We start from the raw sequence: 20,320 nt of genomic DNA, 5'->3' as shown, positions 1-20,320 counted from the left end.
AGGGGACGCAAAGTTTATATAAGCGTAGCAGCGTAAATAAAAGCAGTAAGAAGAACCGAGCCGCTAGCTAATCCTAAAAAATCTAATTTGTTAAAAGTTATGTTATTCATTATAAATTCTCCTTACTTGTTTAATGTAGTAGCAACAGTTTTTGCATCGACAAGAGCGGATAATACCATGCCCATTGTATTTAAGAAATTGTTCGTTTTAAAATTGTTCATCATATATATCCGCTCCTTTTCAAATGGTTGTTGTTACTTTCTGACTTAATTGTATAAGAGATTGGGGGAAGTCACTATCGAATTAGCTTACAAGAAAATTACACTTTTGTAAGAATTGAAATTTAACAATAAATACTTATTTTTATTACCAACTCCTAAAACTTAGTGTTATAATCGTTGTAAGAATATGATTCCAATTCGGATGTTTAGAAAGGAACGAAATGAATGTATAAACCAATTACATTTTCGTTGAAATATATATTTAAAATGGCTGGGAAAGTAGAAGTACAAGGGAGAGAGAAATTACCAGAAGGTGGCCCTTACGTTGTTGCTTGCACACATACAAGCTTTATGGACGTTTTAATGTTAGCGGCAGGAATGTACCCAACCCAAATTCATTACATGGCAAAAAAAGAATTGTTTGAAGGGAAATTTAAAAACTGGTTTTTTAAAAATGTAAATGCATTCCCTGTAGACCGTGCGAATCCAGGGCCAAGCACATTGAAAATTCCATCGCGTTTATTAAAAGAAGGAAAAGTAGTAGGGATTTTCCCAAGTGGGACGAGATCATCAGAAGACGTTTCATTAAAAGCTGGGGCTGTTACAATTGCAATGCGTTCTAACGTCCCGTTAATACCGGCAGCTTATGTGGGTCCATCAAGTGTAAAAGAATTGATAAAAGGAAAAAAAGCGCAATTAGTTTTTGGAGACCCAATTCAAATTGATGCTGAAGAACAAATAGATCGAAAAACGGCTATGAAAATGATGACAGATGAATTAAATGCAAAATTTGAAGAACTAAGGGAAGTTTTGCAGCAAAATCAAAACTAAAAAAAGACGACCGGGCATAGACGGTCGTCTTTTTCTATATAAAGTGAAACTTTAATCAGTGGGGGTTTTGTTCATCCCCCACTGATTATTAGTTGAACCAATCGGGCGTTTACAGGCAGTGGATCTCCCACCTAACTTCTTTGCTCCAGCTGAATTTTGAGGTGGGAGTCTTACTGCCCGTTAATGCGGGATAAAGGGGAAAAGGGACACAAAGTTTATATAAGCGTAGCAGCGGAAATGAAAGCGGTAAGAAGAACCCCGCCGCTAGCTAGGCCTAAAAAATCTAATTTGTTAAAAGTCATGTTATTCATTATAAATTCTCCTTACTTGTTTAATGTAGAAGCAACAGCTTTTGCATCGATAAGAGCGGATAATACCATGCCCATTGTATTTAAGAAATTGTTCGGTTTCATTTTGTTTATCATATAGATCCGCTCCTTTTCGAATAGTTGTTGCCTTGTTTCTGACTTAATTGTATGAAATATTGCGGAGAGTCACTATCGAATTCGCTTACAGGAAAATTACACTTTTGTAAGAAAAACGAATGAAAGTGTAATGATGAGAAGATTTGACATATGTTCATGTGATTTATTAAGTTAAAAGTAGAGGTGAGTGTATGGCTAATATTAAAGATATTGCAAAGATGGCTGGGGTTTCAGTTACGACTGTTTCGAGGGTATTAAATGATCACCCATATGTAAATGAAGAAAAAAGGAAAGTTGTTTTAGAAATAGTTGAGAAATTGAATTACTCACAAAATGCAAATGCTGTTCATTTATCAAAAGGGAAAACGAATATTGTTGGTGTGATTTTACCGTATATTAATCACCCGTGTTTTGATGCGATGGTGGGTGGAATGATGGAGGTCGCATTAGCTCACAACTATCGAGTACTTCTTTGTCAAACGAATTACAATAAAAAAGAAGAAATGAAAAGTTTACATATGTTGAAAACAAAGCAACTAGACGGTCTTATCATTTGTTCTCGTGCTAATGAGTGGGAAATTATAGAGCCGTATGCAGCGTATGGATCAGTTGTCGCTTGTGAGGATAATGATATTGAAAGCATATCGAGTGTATATACAGATCATTTTAATGCCTTTCAATTAGGGATGAGTTACCTTATTGAAAAAGGTTATAAGAAGATTGGATATTGTACGGGAAGAAAGTTAGGGCCAAGTAGTAAGAAACGTTTTGATGCTTATAAACAACAACTACAATTAATAGATGAAGAAGTGATGGAAAATCGGATTTTCACAGAATGCTTTACATTAGAAGATGGTGTAAGAGTTGCACATCAATTCAAGGAGATGGAGAATCCTCCTGAAGCATTAATAGTGGCAGGAGATGAAGTTGCTATTGGGATTATGACAGAAGTTGAAAAATTAGGTATTAAAGTTCCTGAGGATTTAGCGATTATTGGTTTTGATAATCAACCGATTTCTCAAGTTTTACAACTGACAACCATTGACCAAAATTTAAAGGGAATAGGTAAGACGGCTTTTGAAATGTTTTACAGGCAAGTAAGCGATGAGAGTTCTAAACAAGAAAAGATGGAAATTCCGTATAAACTTGTGGAACGCTCTACAGTTTAGCCTTAATCCGTTATGTGTATAATCACATAACGGATTATTTTGTGAAATGTCTTTGACAGGAAACGCGTTTCATACTTTATAAAAGAGTTACACCGGTCTGTAATAATCCATGGATTCTTTTCAAGTGTTAAAACAATGAATAGAATTTGGAGGAATATGCATGAATGAACTTTTATTAAGTATGAAAAAATATGTAGAGGATGACGAACAAATTTTAGCATTTGTGATAGGGATATTTGAGAAAGATGATTTTACCTTATCATATCGGCATGGGATTTTCGTTGCTACGACTAGACGTCTCTTTTTTTACGGGAAATTTCCTTACTATCCTGCAACATTTGAAGAGTATTCGTATTTGCATATAGACGACATAAATTTTCATCCGCATTTAGTATTTACTTGCAATCAGGAGACGGTGACAGCTAAGTATATTCAGAAAGGTAATGTGGAGCGCTTCGCTCGTACAGTTAGGGCAAATGTGAATAATTAATCAGGCGTTTGTTTAAACATAATAACATTAATGTTATGAGAAGAATTGCGTAATAAAAACCACTTCTAAACCTCTAGGAGATAGTGATACAATGTCAAATGGGGGGAGGGATGAACTATGGTTAATCAACGTATAAAGGAAATAGCATTAATTACAATCGGTTCATTACTATTTGCAATTGGTATTAATTACTTCGCAATTCCAAACCGTTTATCAGAGGGTGGAATCATCGGTTTAACGGTTGTTACTTATTATTTATTTGATTGGTCACCAGGAATTGTGAACTTTGGTTTGAATGCAATTTTATTAGCTGTAGGTTATAAATTTTTTGATAAGAAAACGATGGTTTACACAATTATAGGTATTGTGGAAACATCTTTGTTTTTATATGTTACAGAACATATCGAATATCAAGTAAATAGTGATACGTTACTAGCGGCTTTATTCGCTGGTGTATTTGTAGGTGTCGGATTAGGATGTATGTTCAAAGCTGGAGGTACATCAGGAGGGTCGGCAATTTTAGCTCGACTAGCAAATCAATATTTAGGTTGGAGTGTTGGTAAAGGCGTACTTATTATTGATATCGTTGTAATTGCTGGTTCTGTATTTATAATAGGACAAGAAAAGGCAATGTATACACTTGTTGCTGTATTCATCGGAGCGAAAGTAATTGATTTTATTGTAGAAGGAATGGATACAAAGACTGCTGTTACGATTATTTCGAATCAACCAGACTTAATTCGTGAGGCTATTACGAAAAACATGACACGTGGTGTTACTGTATTAGAAGGACGCGGCGGATATACTGGTAAAAATAAAGAAGTATTATATGTCGTTATTAATAAACAAGAGCTTGTTAAGTTAAAGCAAGTTATCGGCCGAGTTGATGAAGATGCCTTCGTTGTCATTCACGATGTACGTGATGTACTTGGCGGTGGTTTTAAAGCAAGCTAAAAGATGAACGAGAAAATTCGTTCATCTTTTTTTTTTTTTATTCTTACAAAAATGTAAGGGTAATGTAATGGGATTGAATGGTAGATCAAATTCCTGCTCTTTAGAATGGATGTATAAGTATCCTGCAGAGGAGGAAGATCAGTATCATGAAGAAAAAAATGATTACTACTGTAATAGCTGTGGTAGCGATAGTAGTAGTATTACTACCTACGAAACTTGGACCAGTTATTGATAAATATAATCCGCTTTATACGACGAAAGAATACTATACAATTGTGGATACGATTGGTCAGCATGTCGGTGATGAATGGTATGAATATGAATTTATTGCATTTGATGAACGTGGAAGAGAACAAAAAATAAAGAAAACTGTTAAACGTATGTTAAAGAGAGACGAAGCGTTAAAGGTGTTCGCAAAAGGGCGTTACGGTGAGTCAATTGAAGAGATTGAGACTACAAGTATTCCTATAAATGCGAAGAGTAAACTTTTGGCGATGAGATAGTGAAAATATACCCCCATCTATTTTTTGTCGAAAGGAAAAATACTAGGTGGGGGTATTTATTCGGTGCATAAAAATGCCCTAGTTCATATAAACTAGGGCATTTTTTATATAAAGGGGAAGGGGACACATTGTAGTAACAAAAATGAAAGTATAAGAAGATTGGGTTACTAGCAATGTAATTTGGTTATGTGAGTGTTCTTCTTATTTGGCTTACTTTCTAACCTTATTGTACGAAATATAGGTAAGGGAAACTATCGAATTACATTACACATAGCTTACAAATCTGTAAGCCTTCTGTAATGTAATTCGATGGTTAAAATATAGTGAATTTCATATAGTGTAACTAGAAAGTCTCACTGTATTACTTTCTGTTTGTAATGTTAATGAAGAATGAAAAACCAACTAATTTTTAATAGACCTCATCTTTATTTAGATGGGGTTCTTTTTTTAACCTTACAACATTGTAAGGTTTACGTAAGTTAATTCGATAGTAAATTTGTCATATTTTTTGCATAATAGATACAAATAGATAAAAAAAATTAGGGATATATTAAGAAGGGAGAAAACTGGGATGCGTAAAGAAGAAGTAGTGAAGTTTCCAATTAAAGATTTCTGTAGCTACTTTACTGTTGCCGTAGTATGTATTGGATTATTTGATATAATAACAAATTTAATTGTTAACTAATATAGATTATAAAACAAGAAGGGGGACCCTTTCTTGTTTTTTTATGGGGGCATAAAGGTGAAATGGATTGATAGCCATATACATATTGATCAATATGAGAATGATCAATGGGTTGTTAATTAAAATGCCACGTTTCGATTTAGGTTGAAAAAACACCAAGCATCTCGCTTGGTGTTTTATTATGACTCTAATTTTTTCGCACGTCTTAATAATAAAAGAAAGACAATTATAATGAACCCAATTATGAGGAAGAACCCATATTGTTTTATATAATCAATTATGTCCTTCGCACTTGTTGGCTGTTCAACGTGAATGCCGTATTTATTAGTAGTAATATGAATATCTTTCATTTTTACTTCATTCGTTTCCTTTTGTAAATCAATCCACTCTATGTTTGGAATACTTTCTAGTTCTTTTAATACTTCTTTTAATGGTTTAACGCCCAAGTAAGGATGATAAAATGCACCGATAATTCCATCGGATAATTTTTCGACAGATAAAGCACGTTCTTTCATTTTTGCTATAGCTTGTGGCTTATCTTCTTCAATAAAGCCAACAGTTTCAGGAATTAATTTCATCCCATGTAAAAATGAAGGTGTACTTATATAAGCCGGTGAGTGCATCGATTTCCAAGTTGTATCGTTTAGTTGTATTTGTCCTACATAAGTTGAAAAATATTGTGATAGTATTTCATATCCTTTTTGAGACATTGTATAGTGCGGAGCTTCAAAAGCAAATGGATACAATTTAGCTTCTACAAGCTCTGTAATCCCTTTTTCAATATGCTCTTTAATATACTTTTCTTCAAAGGCTTTTCCGTTTTCAACGTATTTATTATAGTCCTCTGTAGATTGGAAATCGTCTTTTGTTTTTGGTTTTTCATGGTTCGGTTGACGAATTGGTTGATCAGTTTTTACATCCCAAAATTCAAAACCTTCGCCAGTTTCACTATCATAAAATTGATGGGTGTAACCATGCATAACGATAGAGCCACCATTATCTTGCATAAAGCGTAAAACATCGATTAATTCAGAGTTATCCTTTAGATGTACTGTTTTTCCTGTGTCTGGATCTTTGTAAACAGGGATAACGGTAATCATATAAGGGAGCTTTTTCTCTTTTAGTAATTCAGCGATTTCTTTTAATTGCTTTACATCTACAGCTGGGTGAACGTCTTCAAGACGTAAATAAGCTGTAGTTTTATTTGTCATAGGCTCTTGCCCGAAGTAAGAAAACAACATTTCACCGACGTAATGGGACATCCAATCAAAAAGGTTCGGAGTTGCAACATAATATGATGTTCCTTGCTGAACGATTAACGGATGGGTTCCATCGGCACTCAAGGCGTAAGCAAGAGCTGTTCCTTTTGTTTCAACCTTCTTCATTAAGCGTTCTTCATGTAATTCATTTTTTAACTGGAGAGTCGGATATTCTATAGTGTGAGTTCGTATATCGGTTTCTTTCGAGGTAATGAAAGAAAAACGATTAGATAATTGTTCAACATTTTGCCCTAAAACTAATACTGGACCTGAGAAGTTTTCTAGAAATTGTTTTGCTTTAGTAGAAAAATCTTCTTTTTTCTCTCCGATATAAACAATATGTGTATAAGAAAATGAGTTAGTAGTTTCATTCATTTCTTTTAAACTTTTTACTGTTATATTATTTGTAAAGTGTCCTAACTGAGTATTAAGGATTTGTACATTGTTTGTAATTTTGTTGTCCTCTGTACTATACAAAATAAGTACTTTTGGCTTGGATGATGTTTGTGCAGAGATATGTATAGGAATGAGTAGTAAAATGCTAAAAAAGAGTAGTAGGAATTTTTTCATTTATATATGCTCCTAGTTTATATATAATTCAATTTACAATTATATACAATAAATGAGTTGTAGTCCATGTAAGTTACATTTTTGTACGTATTTACCAACTGTTTTTTCGCAAAATCGGTCTAAAGCATGATGATAATATGTATAGTTATTTGCTATGATTAAAGAGTAAGAGAGTGATAGAGTGTGGTAATTGTAAAGGGAAGGCTGAAAGGGGACAAATTTCAGCGGAGAAAGAGGTAGAGGTAGTGAAGAAATTCTTTGTAGGATTTTTAGTTGTTCTTGGAGTTTATTTATATTTCCAAGGTAAGTCTGAAGGAATGGATAAGCTAATAAATGGGACAAGCTATGTTGATTCAGAAGAAGCAAAACAGATGAAACAAATCATTATAGAGGAAGCAAAGAAAGTAAATCTCCCGGAATGGATACCTCTTACAATTGCCGAACATGAAAGTAGGTTAAATCCAAGAAGCGTTGGAGATAACGGGACTTCATTCGGGTTGTTTCAATTACATCGCGGTGGTGGGCTTGCACCAGATCATTTAACAGATGAAGAGTTGAAAGATCCACGTACAAATGCACAAATTGCAATGCCGCATTTAATGAAAGGGTACAAGCGCGGGGTGCAAAAAGGTTTGACTGATTTTGCATTACTAAAATATATAGCGAATACATCTGGATGGCCAGGAAATTTAGGGCCAGAGTGGACGGATAATAATATGAAGTATAACATCGGATTAGAGGATGTATACTATCGAAATAAAGGCGTGATAAAAGAGTAGGTTTTTTATACCTACTCTGTTTTTCTATGAATAAATTCATCCTTTTGTCTCGTGAAATACTGTGCTAATTGTATTTTCACATCTTCTAGTTTTGTAGAAACTTGCGGTATTTTATATCCTACGTACAACGGTGAAACTACAAACCTAGGAACAACTTTACAAATGATTTTTCCATTCTGGTGATAGAAGAATAAATTATAACTACTACACCCTTTATGGAAATCTGTCAGTATGTAACGTACAGTTTGCTGAATGTAATTTGCCATTTCATCTATAAATGAAATATCTTCAATGATGATGTTAAATTCAGTAAAACCGATAATCGGACGCTCAGAAATATTAAGTTCAATGTGTTCGTTTTTTTGTACAATTACCCCTTGGAAATTTTCCTTGTCTACGTTTTCTAGATAGTCTACATATTTCATTCCGATAATTTGCATATGTGCATGATGCAAACTTCCACCTGAAAATGGGCCGTGATTTTTATATAAGATAACAGATGTAAATTCATCACTTTTCTGTAAGTCTAACCAATGTTTAATGGAGAAACGAATTAGTGATCTCATATGTTCTTCTGTGTATGTTGCGATATGATCATCACAATTATCGGTTTCGATTAGCACAGTCTGAAATGTATCTTTTAATGTAGGGAATTTATTTTTTACCCAAATAATTGAGCCCTCGGTTGCTAAAATATCAGTTAAATTTTCTCTGTCGCAAAAAGGACAAGTAGCGCTTCGGTTACGAATACTTTCCGGTTTTTGTTTGCCGATATCATTCAAAAAATAAAGTTGTTGTGTATCCATTTCTCTATACCCCTTTAAAATGTGTGTAAAACTGCCGTCTAATACATTCGGGAAAGGGAGGAGGAAATCCTTTAAAGGAAACAGGGCAAAAAGTAAAAGACAAGATATCCTCATTGTAATAGGGTACCTTGTCTTTTATTTTTTCTTTAATAGTGTGTATGGATAATATAGAGCATTTTCATTTTGTTTCTTTTTTCTATTTTTTATTGTGTATAAGGCAATTGCTGTACTTACGATTACAATAATGGCTTTCTTCATATTCATATACCCCTTTTTATTGTTGGTTTAATTCTTGGCTAACTGCTTTTGCATCGACTAAAGCGTGTAAAACCATTTTTACCATGTTCATCATATTCCTTCACTCCTTTTTATAATTCGTTTAGTTCTTTTACAACTGCTTGTCCGTTCACTAATACCTCGAAGATTGTTTTTATGATTTCTTTCATCATTATTGTTTCCTCCTTGTTTTTGTCTCTCTTGTTTATATCTTTATTGTATAGGGAGGCATCTTTTCGTACTATCGCTTTCCATTACGTGAACATAACAGTTTTGTAAGATTTGATGTCACTTATTGAAATGTTTAGTCTATCTTCATTATTTTCAGAAAAATGACTATTCAAACATGGAATGGGAAAGTATAATAAAGAAGTAAGTATTAAATTCCGTACGAAAGGGGTGAATGAGATGAAACGTTCTTTAGCTGCGCGTGCCAAATTTTTAGATTATATCTATTTTTGTCGTGCGATTTTTCATGGTGTAGTTGTTAACGGGATACGTATGCCCTTTTTTAACAATTGCATAGTAGCTATTGAACGATAGAAGTCTCTTCACCCATTTTTGATAAACGTGTGAAAAGGGAGCTATTTGGCTTCCTTTTTCTATGCCAAAAACCATGGGGAATGTTTCTTTCCCATGGTTTTTTATATTGAAAGGAGTACGGAAAATGACAATTTGTAGTGTAAATAATGTAACGAAATCTTTTGGTGGAAACATCATATTTGAAAATATATCGCTTGAAATAAAGAATGGTGAACGTATTGGATTAGTTGGTCGTAACGGTAGTGGGAAGACAACTATCTTTCAGCTTCTAACAGGAATGGAGAGTTTGGATGCGGGAGCCATTCATATGAAGAAAGGTACATGCATCGGTCATGTAGCACAAATTCCAAAATTCAATAATGAAATGAATGTATATGATGTATTAAGCTCCGCTTTTAAAAAGGAAAAAGAGTTGGAGATAGAAATGCATGCTTTAGAAAAAAATATGGCGGAAGAACAGGAATCATCTGCTTTACAAAAATTGATGGAGAGATACGGAGTAATTCAAGAAAGGTACGCGTTTCTCGGTGGCTATGAAATAGAAGCGAATATTATGAAGGTAGCAAATGGTCTACAGGTGACGGAACTATTTCCTCGATCATTTATGGAGTTAAGTGGTGGAGAACAAACAAAAATAAGCCTTGCGTACATGCTATTGCAGAAACCGGATTTACTTCTATTAGATGAACCAACAAATCATCTGGACTTATTTGCAGTCGAGTGGTTAGAGCAATTTCTAAAAGAATATACGGGAACAGTTATGGTCATTTCACATGATCGCTATTTCCTTGATGAAGTTGTAACGAAAATTTTTGATTTAGAAGATGGAGAAATTCACGCATATCATACGAACTATTCACAGTTTGTTGAGGAAAAGGAAGAAAGGCTGCTTCAAGAATTTCAAGCGTATCAAGAACAGCAAAAGAAAATAAAGAAAATGAAAGAAGCAATTAAGCGTCTACGTGAATGGGCAAATCAAGCGAATCCGCCGAATGAAGGATTGCATAAGAGAGCGAGAAATATGGAGCGTGCGTTAGAGCGTATAGAGAAATTAAAGAGACCCATTTTGGAAAGAAAACAGATGGGACTTCAGTTTGAAGGGCAAGAGAGAAGCGGAAAAGATGTCGTTGTAATGAAAGAAGTTAGTAAAGGATTTGCTGACCGATCTTTATTCGAGAAAGCAAATTTGCATATTCGTTTTCAGGAGCGCGCAGCCATCGTTGGACGTAATGGTACAGGAAAGACTACGTTATTAAAACTACTACTAGAAGAAATAGAGCCAGATGCTGGTGAAATTCGGATTGGTAGTAGTGTGAAAATCGGTTATTTATCGCAGCATGCGTATGGGAATATGAAGAACAATGTATTGGAAGCTTTCAGAGAGTGTGTAGCTGTAACAGAGGGAGAAGCAAGACATATATTAGCTAGATTCTTATTTTACGGACCTGCTGTGTTTAAGAAGGTGGAGCAACTTAGCGGTGGGGAAAAAATGAGGCTGAGGCTCGCGCAACTTATGTATCAAGACATCAATTTTGTAATTTTAGATGAGCCGACAAATCATCTTGACATTGAATCAAGGGAAGTTTTAGAGGAAGCCCTTGAACAATATAATGGGACTATTTTAGCTGTTTCACATGATCGTTATTTCTTAAATAAATTATTTGAAAAGACATATTGGATTGATGAGCACAAATTATTTGAGTTTGCAGGGAATTATGCATGGGCTCGTCAAAAATGGGAAGAAAGAATTGAGAAACAAGTAGTGAAACAGAAGCAGCAAGGGAGTAAAGCGTTAGAAGTGATACCTATAAAAAAGCAGGAGTCTAGAAATTTAGAGAAAGTTGAAAACGAGTTAATGCATATAGAAGAAGATATATATGCACTTGAATGTAAAATGGAAAATGTAGTTGATGTTGAAATGCTTGAACAATTATATGAAGAAAAAACGAAAAAAGAGTTGTTACGAGCAGGGTTATATAACGAACTAGAGAATATTGTGGATTAAAGAAGATAGAATGAAAAAGAGCAAGTTGTTTTCTCATATTTTGAGGGAGGGCTTGCTCTTTTTTGTGTAACGAAGGGGTAAAAATTGGTATAATTTTCTTGTTATCATGATAAGAAAATGAGCTTTATGCTACGGAAACGTGAGGAGAATTTTATGTTAGGATACGCACGGATTGCTACAATCGTTATGATCTGTTTCGTTTACGCAAATCATGTTTCACGTGAAACAGCAAATTTACAAATTTTTGTCGGCATTGCACTTTTCATTTATATTGTGAATCATATTCTGCTTGTAAAAGCAAAAGAGAGTAGGAAACTCATTTTTTATACCTTGCTCGCAAACGGTATTGTCACAGCATTATTAGGGTTTTTATTTCCCGAGACATGTTTGTATTTAATTATATTTGGAATTGATGCGGTAGGATTATTTATTCATGATTGGCGTAAAAGTATGACTTGTTTTTTTATCGCTTTTTTCTTTCTTTGTTGGTTTATAAATATAATGCATACGTACCAACATACAGGGAGTCTGGAATTGGAGAGTAATGCAATTAACTTTATGTTCATCGTTTTCAGTGCTTTAGCTGGAAGTTTAATAAAAAAACTTACGGCTGCTCGGCAAATGGTAGATGAGCAATATGAGAAATTAGCTTTATCCCATACAGCTTTAAAAGAAGCACATGAACAATTACGGCTATATGCAAAAGAGGTAGAAGAATTAACTGCGGTTCGAGAGAGAAACGATATTGCCCGAGAAATTCATGATACAGTTGGTCATAATATGACAGCTTTACTTGTTCAGTTACAACTAGCTGAGGCTTTATGGAAACAAAAATCGGACGCTACGGAAGAGGTTTTACATACATGTCATGGGTTAGCTAGAAAATCACTTCAAGAAGTGAGAGCTTCTGTGCATGCCTTAAAAGAAGAAAGTAAACTAGGGAACATAATAGAGAATATGCGTGAAATGTTACATGGATATTCTAAAGCGACGAAAGTACAAGTATCTTTTCAATTACAAGGGGATCCGGTTGTGATTCCGTTGTCACTACAGCCTACGTTGCTTCGTATTATGCAAGAGTCTTTAACGAATGCAAAACGTCACGGGAAAGCTAGTTTATGTGAAGTAAGTTTGGTTTGTTCAGTGGAACAAGTTCAGCTATGTATTTCGGATAATGGTATGGGAGTCAATGAAGTAAGCCCTGGGTTTGGGTTGCTTAATATGAAAGAACGTGTAGAGGAGCATGGTGGAAGCATTCAATTTGAGAGTGAAATAGAAAAAGGTTTTCGCCTGAAAATTGAATTCCCACTGCGAGAAAAAACATGGATAATAGGGGGAGCGTTATGATTCGAATTATGATTGTTGATGATCAATCACTGATTCGTGATGGATTGGCAATGATATTAAATTTACGTCCGGAACTGGAAGTGGTGGGGACGGCTAGTGATGGGGATGAAGTCGTACAAAAGGTGAAACAATTACAGCCTGAACTTATTTTGATGGATATCCGTATGCCTCGTATGAATGGTGTTGAAGGAACTCGTTTAGTTAGAGAAAAGTTTCCTCATATAAAGGTTCTTATGTTAACGACTTTTAGTGATAGTGAGCTTATTTTTGAAGCATTAGAGCAAGGAGCGAGCGGATATTTATTGAAGGACATGGAGACGGATGCAATCGTTCAAGCCATTTTAACGGTACACGGTGGAGGTGCTGTGCTTCCTCAAGGTATAACAGCGCAAATTGTAAAGGAATTAAAAAAGACAAAAGTAGCAGTAGAGTGCCCCACGCCAGAACAACTAGAACAATTAACTGAGCGTGAAGTAGATGTTTTAAGGGAAATTGGGCTTGGTTTAAATAATAAAGAGATTGCCAAAAAGCTATTCATTACAGAGGGAACTGTAAAGAATCACGTTTCTAATTTGATTAGTAAGCTAGAACTGAGAGATCGAACACAAGCAGCAATATACGCAGTAAGATATGGTGTTACGACATACACATGACTTTTGGCATATATAAGTGTGAAAAAGCAGCGGAATTTGCTGCTTTTTTATTTTGTATTTCTATCTCAAGGGTGATGGAGAGAAGAAGAAATTTTTCTACAATGAAAGTATAGATGAATGCAAAGGGGCTGAATCAATATGTTAGTCATAGATCATATTACGAAATCATTTGGCAAGAAGGAAATCGTAAAGAATGTTTCTTTTGAAGTGAAAAAAGGTGAAACATTTGGATTGCTTGGACCAAACGGAGCGGGGAAATCAACGACGATATCAATGATTTGCGGGTTAATTCCATACGATAGTGGTGATATAAAAGTTGGTGGGAAATCTGTAAAAGAGTATCCATTAGAAGCGAAAAAGAAAATCGGTATTGTCCCGCAAGACATTGCGCTGTATCCGACACTTTCAGCAAAGGAAAATTTGATTTTTTGGGGAAAGATGTACGGTTTAAATGGAAAAGTTGCAAAAGAGCGAGCAGAGGAAGTGTTAGCTTACGTCGGTTTACAGGATCGGGGAAAAGATAAAATTGAAACATTTTCAGGTGGAATGAAAAGGCGTATTAATATTGGTGCAGCACTTATGCACGAACCAGAGTTATTAATTATGGATGAACCGACAGTCGGGATTGATCCGCAATCGAGAAATCATATTTTAGAGACTGTTAAAAAGTTAAATGAAAAAGGTATGACGGTCATTTATACGAGTCATTACATGGAAGAAGTTGAGTATTTATGTGAGCGAATTGCCATCGTTGATCATGGAAAGGTAATTGCATTAGGAACGAAAAGAGAGTTATGTAATCGTCTGACAGATGGATTTATAGTGAAATTGCAATTAAATCGCTATAGTACGGAACTGCTACAAAAGTTGAAAGCACTACCTGTTGTTGAACGGATTATTTTTGACGAAGATAATAGCACGATTGACATTGGATTAAATGGTGGCGAGGCAATTGGTACAGTTGTTTCCGTAGTTGTTGAGAACAACGCGCAAATTTTAAAGCTGGAAGTACAAGAACCGAATTTAGAAGTACTCTTTTTACAATTAACAGGACGTTCACTGCGTGATTAAGGAGGTTAGTGCGAGATGAAAAGTTTCATTATTGCATGGAAAGATTTAAAAATCCGTTTAATTGATCGCCGCGGATTTATGATGATGTTAATTATGCCGCTTTTATTAACAGCGATTTTAGGTTCAGCGTTAAGTAATGTATTTGATAGTGGTGGACTACCGAAAACAGTAATTGGCTATTATCAAGGGGGGACGGATGAGTTTGCAGATGTCTTTCAAAAAGATGTATTGCAATCTAAAGAAATAAAAGATGATGTGAAAGTAAAGGTAGTTAATTCTCAGGAAGAGCTTGAAGATATGTTAAAGGAAAAGAAAATCGATGTAGGAATTGTCATCCCAAATAAATGGAGCGAACAAATACAAGATGGAAAATTAAAAGAACCAAAGGTGCTTATAGACCCATCAAAAGATATACAAGCGAAAATTGCCGAATCAATGATCCGCTCTTTTTCAGAACGTGTTCAAACAGTCGCAGTATCTACTAAGAGTGTTGTAACAGAATTAGCGAAATCTCAGCAGGGTGATGTAGCACAAGTTGCAAAAGAAGTAAGTGGAAGTCTACAGACGATAGCAACTGCAAGTGTGGATAACATCCAAAAAGGAACGATAGGTAAAAAAACAGTTGCAGCGATGCAATATTATGCAGCAGCAATGTTAGTCATGTTTTTACTATATAACATAACAGTAGGTGCAAAGTCAGTTGTAACAGAGCAACGAACTGAAACGTTGGCACGTTTGTTCAGTACACCGACGAGCTCATTTTCAATTTTATTCGGGAAGTTTTTAGGTACATTACTATTTGCCTGTATACAATTTGGAATATTTATAGTTGCTACACACTTTATGTTTCATGTGGAATGGGGCGAAGACGTGTCTCAAATAGTAGTGTTGGGAATTTCTTATGCAATTTGTGTTTCTGGTTTATCTATGCTAATTGCAGCCTTTATTCGTGAGGAAAAAACGGCAGATTTAATGGGGGGAATCGGTATTCAAATACTAGCTATATTAGGGGGATCAATGTTACCGATTTACGTATTTCCCGATACACTTCAAACAGTTGCGAATATTGCTCCGAATAAATGGGCACTTACTAGCTTCTTAAATATTATGTCGGGGACATCTTGGGATGTGCTATTCCCTGTCATTTTAAGTTTATGTAGTGCAGGAATTATCTCCGTTATGATTGGAACGTTACGTTTACGTACGAGATAGGAGGGGAAATGATGAAGAAGGTTTGGGCACTTTGTTGGCTAGAATTAAAACAAATTTTAATTAAGCCACAAAGTTATATACTCATGTTTGGAATGCCTATTATTTTCACACTCATTTTCGGTGGACTTTTAGGTGGAAGTGGGAATGAGAAAGTAAATGTTAGTTTAGTAGATAAAGATGGTTCTGTATTATCTGGCAAGTATTATGAGGAAATAAAGAAAAGTGATTTAATTTCTATAGAAAAGGTAACGTATAGGGAAGGGACACAGAGGATTGAAGGCAAGAAATCATCTGGTATAATCATCATTCCGAAAGATTTTCAAAAGAGTATACTAGATGGAAAAGTAGAAAATATTCAATTTCAAGCCAGTGCTGATTTTACGGGTGGAACTTCTGTAGAGCAAGTATTAGCAAGTGCATTAAAAAAGATGGAGATAGAAGTTAGTGCAGCAAGAGATTTTGAGAAGAAAAGTAACACTTCGTGGGAAACGATGTATGAAACAATTTATACAAAAATAGATCCTGTTTCGATTCAAAAAGAATCGATTTTACACGATGATCAAAAGTTAAATAACGTTACAGGGCGAGCTACGGGTTTTTCAATTCTATTCGTCATGATTGTCATGTTAAGTGCGACGGGAACTATTTTGAAAGCTAGACAACTTGGTGTTTGGTCTCGTTTATTAGGGACACCAGTTTCAAAAGTTCAAATACTAGCAGGATATATCCTTTCCTTCTTTTTAATAGGGTGGATTCAATTTGGTATTTTAATGATATTAACGCATTCATTATTTGATGTGCAGTGGGGAAATTTATTAGGGGTTATTACACTCGTTTCAGTATTGTTATTAGCGGTTATTGGTCTAGCTTTATTATTGGCAAGTATCGTGAAAACAACAGAACAGCAGTCAGCATTAGGGAATATCGTTGTAATTTCAACGTGTATGATTAGTGGTCTTTATTGGCCAATCGAAATTGAGCCTTCATGGATGCAAGCGGCGGCAAATTTTGTTCCGCAAACGTGGGCGATGCGTGGCTTTACGGAGTTAATTGTAAGGGGAGGTACATTAGCAGATATAGGAGGATATATTGGTATACTCATTTTATTTGCAGGAGTATTTTTCGTAATTGGTTTAACAAGAATACGTTACGACTGAAAAAAGAAAGCAGAGTTACAGCTTTACGCGCTGAACTCTGCTTTCTTTTTGTGTGGTATCTTCCCTCGTTGAAATTATAATAGCGATCCCGAGCATAATAAAAAAAGCTAAAAAGAGGACGAACTTTGGGAAGAACGGGAATAGTAATAACGCCCCGACTATTATGATTGTTAATAGTACATAGTGCAGGACATATTGGAATAGGTTGTCCATATTTTCGCCCCCTTTTTGGTAATTACTTGTTAATATTCTATGCTGGGCTATTAGATAATAGAATGAATTTTTTGCTAAGTTTACCTAAATTAAAGATTGATAAATAATTTTGAAAAAACTCTCAAAATATTTATATAGAAATAATTGACAAAATATACTGAAAGATATAAGCTAATAACCATAAAGTCTACCGGAAAAGTCGGAATAAGATTGTTACCCCTCAAAAAAACATCTATTTTTTTACATTTAAAACCGACTTTTCCGATTGGCTATAAAATGTTACTGTGGGAGGCATACATAAGGCAAGCAGTTCATAAAGTGTAATTATTAAAAAAAGTTAGGGTGGGGACAATGAAGAAAAAGACAAAAAAATGGGCTGGTGTATTTTCAGTATTACTGAGTAGTTCGTTTGTGTTATCTGCTTGCGGGGGACAGGAAGATACGGCTTCTACAGAACCAGTTAAACAGCAAGATTTAAAAAATATAAAAATCGAAAAGATTGCTGCTACAGATAAGACGAAAGTACCTGATAAAGCAAAAAATCGAAAAGACACGTTAGTTGTTGGGATTAGTAAACCGGGTGGTGTCTTTTTACCATACTTCCAACAAAATGGTTGGGATGGAAATGTAACCTCTGTTATTTTTGCGTCTCTTGTATCGACAGATAAACAAGGAAAGCCAACTCCAGAATTAGCTGAGAAATGGGATGTTTCTTCTGATCAGTTAACATATACATTCCATTTACGTAAAGATTTAAAATTTAGCGATGGTTCACCATTAACAGCAGATGATGTAGCGTTCACATTGACACTTTTACATGATAAGGCATATGAAGGTGAGATAGACATCTCTCAATATGCTGTTAAAGGTGGTAAAGAATATAAAGAAGGAAAAGCAACTTCTATTGAAGGAATTCAAGTTGTTGATCCACAGACAATTAAAATTACGACTGAAAAAGTTAATTCTCAAACACTAACTGCTTTAGGTGGACCGGTGCTATCAAAAGCGTATTATGGAAAAGACTATAAACAAAATACAAGTTTAGATTATTTAAAAGAGTTATATGGAAAACCGATAGCTGCGGGTCCATATAAATTTGAAAAGTATATTCCAGGTCAAGAAGTTCGTTTTGTAGCAAACGAAAATTATTATGCAGGAAAACCGAAAATTCCAAACTTCATTTATAAAATTACTGCTGGTGATACGAAACTACAATTGTTCCAAACAGGCGAAGTTGACTATACTGGCCTAGGTACTGGTGATGAAATTCTTGAACAGGCGAAAGGTTTACAATTCGCGAACATTCAAATCGAAACAGCGGCATCATTTAATTATATTTATATGAATAATAATAAGCCGTACTTAAAGGATAAAAAGGTTCGCCAAGCACTTATTTACGGATTAGATCGTAAAAAGTATGTTGATACAGCATTAAAAGGATACGGTACAGTAGCTAACGTACCAATCCATCCAACTTCTTGGGCTTATACGGAAGAAGGGGTTAATAAATATGAATACGATAAAGAAAAAGCGAAAAAATTATTAGATGCGGCAGGATGGAAAGTTGGTTCGGATGGAATTCGTGAAAAAGATGGTCAAAAATTAAAGCTTTCTTATTTTGGCCCAAGTTCGGCTAAAGATAGTGATCTATTAATTCCAATTGCGAAAGAGAATTATAAAGAGATAGGAGTAGAATTTAATCCTGAATTTATGGACTTTAATACTATGCTTTCGAAGGTAAACAAAGGTGACTATGATTTAGCTTCTGTTTCGACACCGATTACAACTGATCCAAGTGAAACAGCTGGTGAATATTTATCTGGTGTCAATGAAAAGAGCCTTGGTTATAAAAATGCGAAAGTAGATGAGTTAATTAAAAAAGGTATTGAGACAGTTGATATTGAAAAACGTAAACCGATTTATAAAGAATTGTATAAAGAATTAAGTGATGACCCACCAGTAATCCTATTAAACTACCGTAGAACAATTACTGGTTATAACGGGAATATAAAAGGAATTGACCCTGAAAAATACAATAGTATTAGTGCAAACTTACCAGTATTATCATTTGAAAAATAACGATAAGAATGTATAAGTAGAAGGCATTTTTTCATCCGGCAATTAATAGTGCCGCTTTGAAAAAATGTTCTTCTATTTTAAGCATAAGATTGGAGAGAAAAAGGGTGAAAACATATATCATTCGTAGGCTGTTACAAATGATTCCTACATTGTTGGGTGCGTCAGTTATTATCTTTTTTTTGTTCGCGCTTCTTCCAGGTGACTATATTGATTCAAATCCAAAGATTACACCACAAAGAGCTGCGGAGCTTAGAGAGCTATATGGTTTAAATAAACCAATTGTTGAGCGATATTTCCACTGGCTAGGTAATGCATTGCAGGGGGATTTTGGTTTTTCTCTTCAATATCAAGAACCTGTAACATCATTGTTAAATAAATTCATATGGAATTCATTTATTGTTGCGGTTATTGCATTGTTTTTTATTTGGCTAATTGCACTTATTATCGGTGTATTTTCAGCGACAAAGCAACATTCCTTATTCGATAAGCTTGTAACAATTGGTGTTTTTGCAGCGATGTCATTTCCTTCATTCTTTATCGGTTTGTTTTTAATTAAAGTGTTCGCGGTTGATTTAAAGTTATTACCGATAGGCGGGATGATTGATGTTGGTAGTAATTCGACTGGACTTGCTTACGTAATAGAAGTTTCAAAGCATATGGTTTTACCGGTGTTTATTTTAACTCTCCTTGGAGTAGGCTCATTAACTCGCTATTTTAGAACGAGTATGTTAGAAGTTATACGGCAAGATTATATTCGAACGGCTAGAGCAAAAGGTTTAAAGGAGAAGACTGTTATTTATAAACATGCATTAAAAAATGCAATTTTACCGGCTATTACATTGCTTGCATTTGAGTTACCAGGATTGTTTTCAGGGGCAATTATTATTGAACAAATTTTCAACTGGCCAGGTATCGGCAATATTCAATTAGAAGCGCTTAATTTCCGTGATTATACAGTATTAATGGCATTTACGATGTTTCTTTCTTGTTTAACAATTTTTTCAAACTTTTTAGCGGATGTTGTATATGCAGTTGTTGATCCACGTATTCGGTTGAAGTAAGGGGGGAAAGA

Annotated in this window: 21 protein-coding genes; 15 read left to right on the top strand and 6 right to left on the bottom strand. The window is 34.8% G+C overall.

All coding sequences use genetic code 11. The features are described 5' to 3' along the window. Nucleotides 1–14 precede the first annotated feature (14 nt). Entirely contained in the window at nt 15–110 is a 96-nt protein-coding gene (locus tag MR071_RS14500; RefSeq protein WP_070127837.1) for a DUF3948 family protein, read from the bottom strand. A gap of 336 nt (nt 111–446) precedes the next feature. Here MR071_RS14500 and MR071_RS14495 point away from each other — a divergent pair, with 336 nt between their 5' ends. Beyond that, nucleotides 447–1,052, top strand: coding sequence for a lysophospholipid acyltransferase family protein (locus MR071_RS14495; protein ID WP_105587165.1), 606 nt, complete (start codon nt 447–449; stop codon nt 1,050–1,052). 215 nt (nt 1,053–1,267) lie between these two features. Here MR071_RS14495 and MR071_RS14490 read toward each other — a convergent pair whose 3' ends face one another. Beyond that, nucleotides 1,268–1,363, bottom strand: coding sequence for a DUF3948 family protein (locus MR071_RS14490; RefSeq protein WP_142395909.1), 96 nt, complete (start codon nt 1,361–1,363; stop codon nt 1,268–1,270). A gap of 305 nt (nt 1,364–1,668) precedes the next feature. Between MR071_RS14490 and MR071_RS14485 the strand changes: the two genes are divergently transcribed. The 4 genes from MR071_RS14485 (at nt 1,669) to MR071_RS14470 (ending at nt 4,593) form a co-directional block, all read left to right on the top strand. After that, the gene (locus MR071_RS14485; RefSeq protein ID WP_105587164.1) at nt 1,669–2,646 is read left to right on the top strand and encodes a LacI family DNA-binding transcriptional regulator; all 978 of its coding nucleotides are present in this window, start codon (nt 1,669–1,671) and stop codon (nt 2,644–2,646) included. A gap of 160 nt (nt 2,647–2,806) precedes the next feature. Then, entirely contained in the window at nt 2,807–3,136 is a 330-nt protein-coding gene (locus tag MR071_RS14480) for a PH domain-containing protein (protein WP_105587163.1), read from the top strand. A gap of 117 nt (nt 3,137–3,253) precedes the next feature. Beyond that, nucleotides 3,254–4,090 (top strand): YitT family protein, encoded by an 837-nt coding sequence (locus MR071_RS14475; RefSeq protein ID WP_105587162.1) that lies wholly within the window; start codon nt 3,254–3,256, stop codon nt 4,088–4,090. 146 nt (nt 4,091–4,236) lie between these two features. Then, entirely contained in the window at nt 4,237–4,593 is a 357-nt protein-coding gene (locus tag MR071_RS14470) for a YxeA family protein (protein ID WP_105587161.1), read from the top strand. Between the two features lie 864 nt (nt 4,594–5,457). On the opposite strand, the gene MR071_RS14465 is transcribed toward MR071_RS14470, so the two are convergent. Continuing rightward, nucleotides 5,458–7,107: a DUF2334 domain-containing protein gene (locus MR071_RS14465; protein ID WP_242236556.1), complete on the bottom strand. Its 1,650-nt coding sequence runs from the start codon at nt 7,105–7,107 to the stop codon at nt 5,458–5,460. 245 nt (nt 7,108–7,352) lie between these two features. Here MR071_RS14465 and MR071_RS14460 point away from each other — a divergent pair, with 245 nt between their 5' ends. Continuing rightward, nucleotides 7,353–7,886 carry a transglycosylase SLT domain-containing protein gene (locus tag MR071_RS14460; RefSeq protein ID WP_105587205.1) on the top strand — a complete coding sequence of 178 codons (534 nt, stop codon included), beginning with the start codon at nt 7,353–7,355 and terminating at the stop codon, nt 7,884–7,886. Between the two features lie 11 nt (nt 7,887–7,897). Here MR071_RS14460 and MR071_RS14455 read toward each other — a convergent pair whose 3' ends face one another. Both MR071_RS14455 and MR071_RS14450 read right to left on the bottom strand, forming a co-directional pair. After that, nucleotides 7,898–8,692: a DUF4931 domain-containing protein gene (locus tag MR071_RS14455; RefSeq protein ID WP_472926931.1), complete on the bottom strand. Its 795-nt coding sequence runs from the start codon at nt 8,690–8,692 to the stop codon at nt 7,898–7,900. A gap of 135 nt (nt 8,693–8,827) precedes the next feature. Continuing rightward, nucleotides 8,828–8,956: a spore coat protein B gene (locus MR071_RS14450; protein WP_142395908.1), complete on the bottom strand. Its 129-nt coding sequence runs from the start codon at nt 8,954–8,956 to the stop codon at nt 8,828–8,830. Nucleotides 8,957–9,376: 420 nt separating this feature from the next. On the opposite strand from MR071_RS14450, the gene MR071_RS14445 reads away from it, so the two are divergent. The 7 genes from MR071_RS14445 (at nt 9,377) to MR071_RS14415 (ending at nt 16,956) form a co-directional block, all read left to right on the top strand. Next, entirely contained in the window at nt 9,377–9,511 is a 135-nt protein-coding gene (locus MR071_RS14445; RefSeq protein ID WP_105587158.1) for an RAxF-45 family protein, read from the top strand. Nucleotides 9,512–9,635: 124 nt separating this feature from the next. After that, the gene (gene abc-f, locus MR071_RS14440) at nt 9,636–11,516 is read left to right on the top strand and encodes a ribosomal protection-like ABC-F family protein (protein WP_242236550.1); all 1,881 of its coding nucleotides are present in this window, start codon (nt 9,636–9,638) and stop codon (nt 11,514–11,516) included. A gap of 153 nt (nt 11,517–11,669) precedes the next feature. Next, complete coding sequence (locus MR071_RS14435; protein WP_105587156.1) at nt 11,670–12,863, top strand: sensor histidine kinase; 1,194 nt, start codon at nt 11,670–11,672, stop codon at nt 12,861–12,863. Next, the gene (locus MR071_RS14430) at nt 12,860–13,516 is read left to right on the top strand and encodes a response regulator (RefSeq protein WP_105587155.1); all 657 of its coding nucleotides are present in this window, start codon (nt 12,860–12,862) and stop codon (nt 13,514–13,516) included. The genes MR071_RS14435 and MR071_RS14430 overlap by 4 nt, the downstream gene beginning before the upstream one ends. Before the next feature lie 138 nt (nt 13,517–13,654). Further along, nucleotides 13,655–14,587, top strand: coding sequence for an ABC transporter ATP-binding protein (locus MR071_RS14425; RefSeq protein WP_105587154.1), 933 nt, complete (start codon nt 13,655–13,657; stop codon nt 14,585–14,587). Nucleotides 14,588–14,602: 15 nt separating this feature from the next. Beyond that, nucleotides 14,603–15,799, top strand: a complete 1,197-nt coding sequence (locus MR071_RS14420) for an ABC transporter permease (RefSeq protein WP_105587153.1) — start codon at nt 14,603–14,605, stop codon at nt 15,797–15,799. Between the two features lie 11 nt (nt 15,800–15,810). Then, entirely contained in the window at nt 15,811–16,956 is a 1,146-nt protein-coding gene (locus MR071_RS14415; protein ID WP_242236548.1) for an ABC transporter permease, read from the top strand. Nucleotides 16,957–16,971: 15 nt separating this feature from the next. Here the strand turns inward: MR071_RS14415 and MR071_RS14410 are convergent, their stop codons facing one another. Beyond that, complete coding sequence (locus tag MR071_RS14410; RefSeq protein WP_002115459.1) at nt 16,972–17,169, bottom strand: hypothetical protein; 198 nt, start codon at nt 17,167–17,169, stop codon at nt 16,972–16,974. A gap of 351 nt (nt 17,170–17,520) precedes the next feature. On the opposite strand from MR071_RS14410, the gene MR071_RS14405 reads away from it, so the two are divergent. Together MR071_RS14405 and MR071_RS14400 are read left to right on the top strand one after the other, a co-directional pair. Continuing rightward, nucleotides 17,521–19,248, top strand: a complete 1,728-nt coding sequence (locus tag MR071_RS14405) for an ABC transporter substrate-binding protein (RefSeq protein WP_105587150.1) — start codon at nt 17,521–17,523, stop codon at nt 19,246–19,248. Between the two features lie 104 nt (nt 19,249–19,352). Further along, nucleotides 19,353–20,309, top strand: coding sequence for an ABC transporter permease (locus MR071_RS14400; protein WP_105587149.1), 957 nt, complete (start codon nt 19,353–19,355; stop codon nt 20,307–20,309). The last annotated feature ends 11 nt before the right edge of the window (nt 20,310–20,320 follow it).

The organism is Bacillus cereus group sp. BfR-BA-01316 (assembly GCF_022664195.1).
GTDB lineage: Bacteria > Bacillota > Bacilli > Bacillales > Bacillaceae_G > Bacillus_A.
The sequence above is the reverse complement of the archived record's forward strand: the minus strand, read 5'-3'. Positions and strand labels throughout refer to the sequence as shown.

Coding starts and splice junctions, on each gene's coding strand:
- MR071_RS14500 (WP_070127837.1), bottom strand. CDS start 110: ATGAATAACATAACTTTTAACAAATTAGATTTTTTAGGATTAGCTAGC.
- MR071_RS14495 (WP_105587165.1), top strand. CDS start 447: ATGTATAAACCAATTACATTTTCGTTGAAATATATATTTAAAATGGCT.
- MR071_RS14490 (WP_142395909.1), bottom strand. CDS start 1,363: ATGAATAACATGACTTTTAACAAATTAGATTTTTTAGGCCTAGCTAGC.
- MR071_RS14485 (WP_105587164.1), top strand. CDS start 1,669: ATGGCTAATATTAAAGATATTGCAAAGATGGCTGGGGTTTCAGTTACG.
- MR071_RS14480 (WP_105587163.1), top strand. CDS start 2,807: ATGAATGAACTTTTATTAAGTATGAAAAAATATGTAGAGGATGACGAA.
- MR071_RS14475 (WP_105587162.1), top strand. CDS start 3,254: ATGGTTAATCAACGTATAAAGGAAATAGCATTAATTACAATCGGTTCA.
- MR071_RS14470 (WP_105587161.1), top strand. CDS start 4,237: ATGAAGAAAAAAATGATTACTACTGTAATAGCTGTGGTAGCGATAGTA.
- MR071_RS14465 (WP_242236556.1), bottom strand. CDS start 7,107: ATGAAAAAATTCCTACTACTCTTTTTTAGCATTTTACTACTCATTCCT.
- MR071_RS14455 (WP_472926931.1), bottom strand. CDS start 8,692: ATGGATACACAACAACTTTATTTTTTGAATGATATCGGCAAACAAAAA.
- MR071_RS14450 (WP_142395908.1), bottom strand. CDS start 8,956: ATGAATATGAAGAAAGCCATTATTGTAATCGTAAGTACAGCAATTGCC.
- MR071_RS14445 (WP_105587158.1), top strand. CDS start 9,377: ATGAAACGTTCTTTAGCTGCGCGTGCCAAATTTTTAGATTATATCTAT.
- abc-f (WP_242236550.1), top strand. CDS start 9,636: ATGACAATTTGTAGTGTAAATAATGTAACGAAATCTTTTGGTGGAAAC.
- MR071_RS14435 (WP_105587156.1), top strand. CDS start 11,670: ATGTTAGGATACGCACGGATTGCTACAATCGTTATGATCTGTTTCGTT.
- MR071_RS14430 (WP_105587155.1), top strand. CDS start 12,860: ATGATTCGAATTATGATTGTTGATGATCAATCACTGATTCGTGATGGA.
- MR071_RS14425 (WP_105587154.1), top strand. CDS start 13,655: ATGTTAGTCATAGATCATATTACGAAATCATTTGGCAAGAAGGAAATC.
- MR071_RS14420 (WP_105587153.1), top strand. CDS start 14,603: ATGAAAAGTTTCATTATTGCATGGAAAGATTTAAAAATCCGTTTAATT.
- MR071_RS14415 (WP_242236548.1), top strand. CDS start 15,811: ATGAAGAAGGTTTGGGCACTTTGTTGGCTAGAATTAAAACAAATTTTA.
- MR071_RS14410 (WP_002115459.1), bottom strand. CDS start 17,169: ATGGACAACCTATTCCAATATGTCCTGCACTATGTACTATTAACAATC.
- MR071_RS14405 (WP_105587150.1), top strand. CDS start 17,521: ATGAAGAAAAAGACAAAAAAATGGGCTGGTGTATTTTCAGTATTACTG.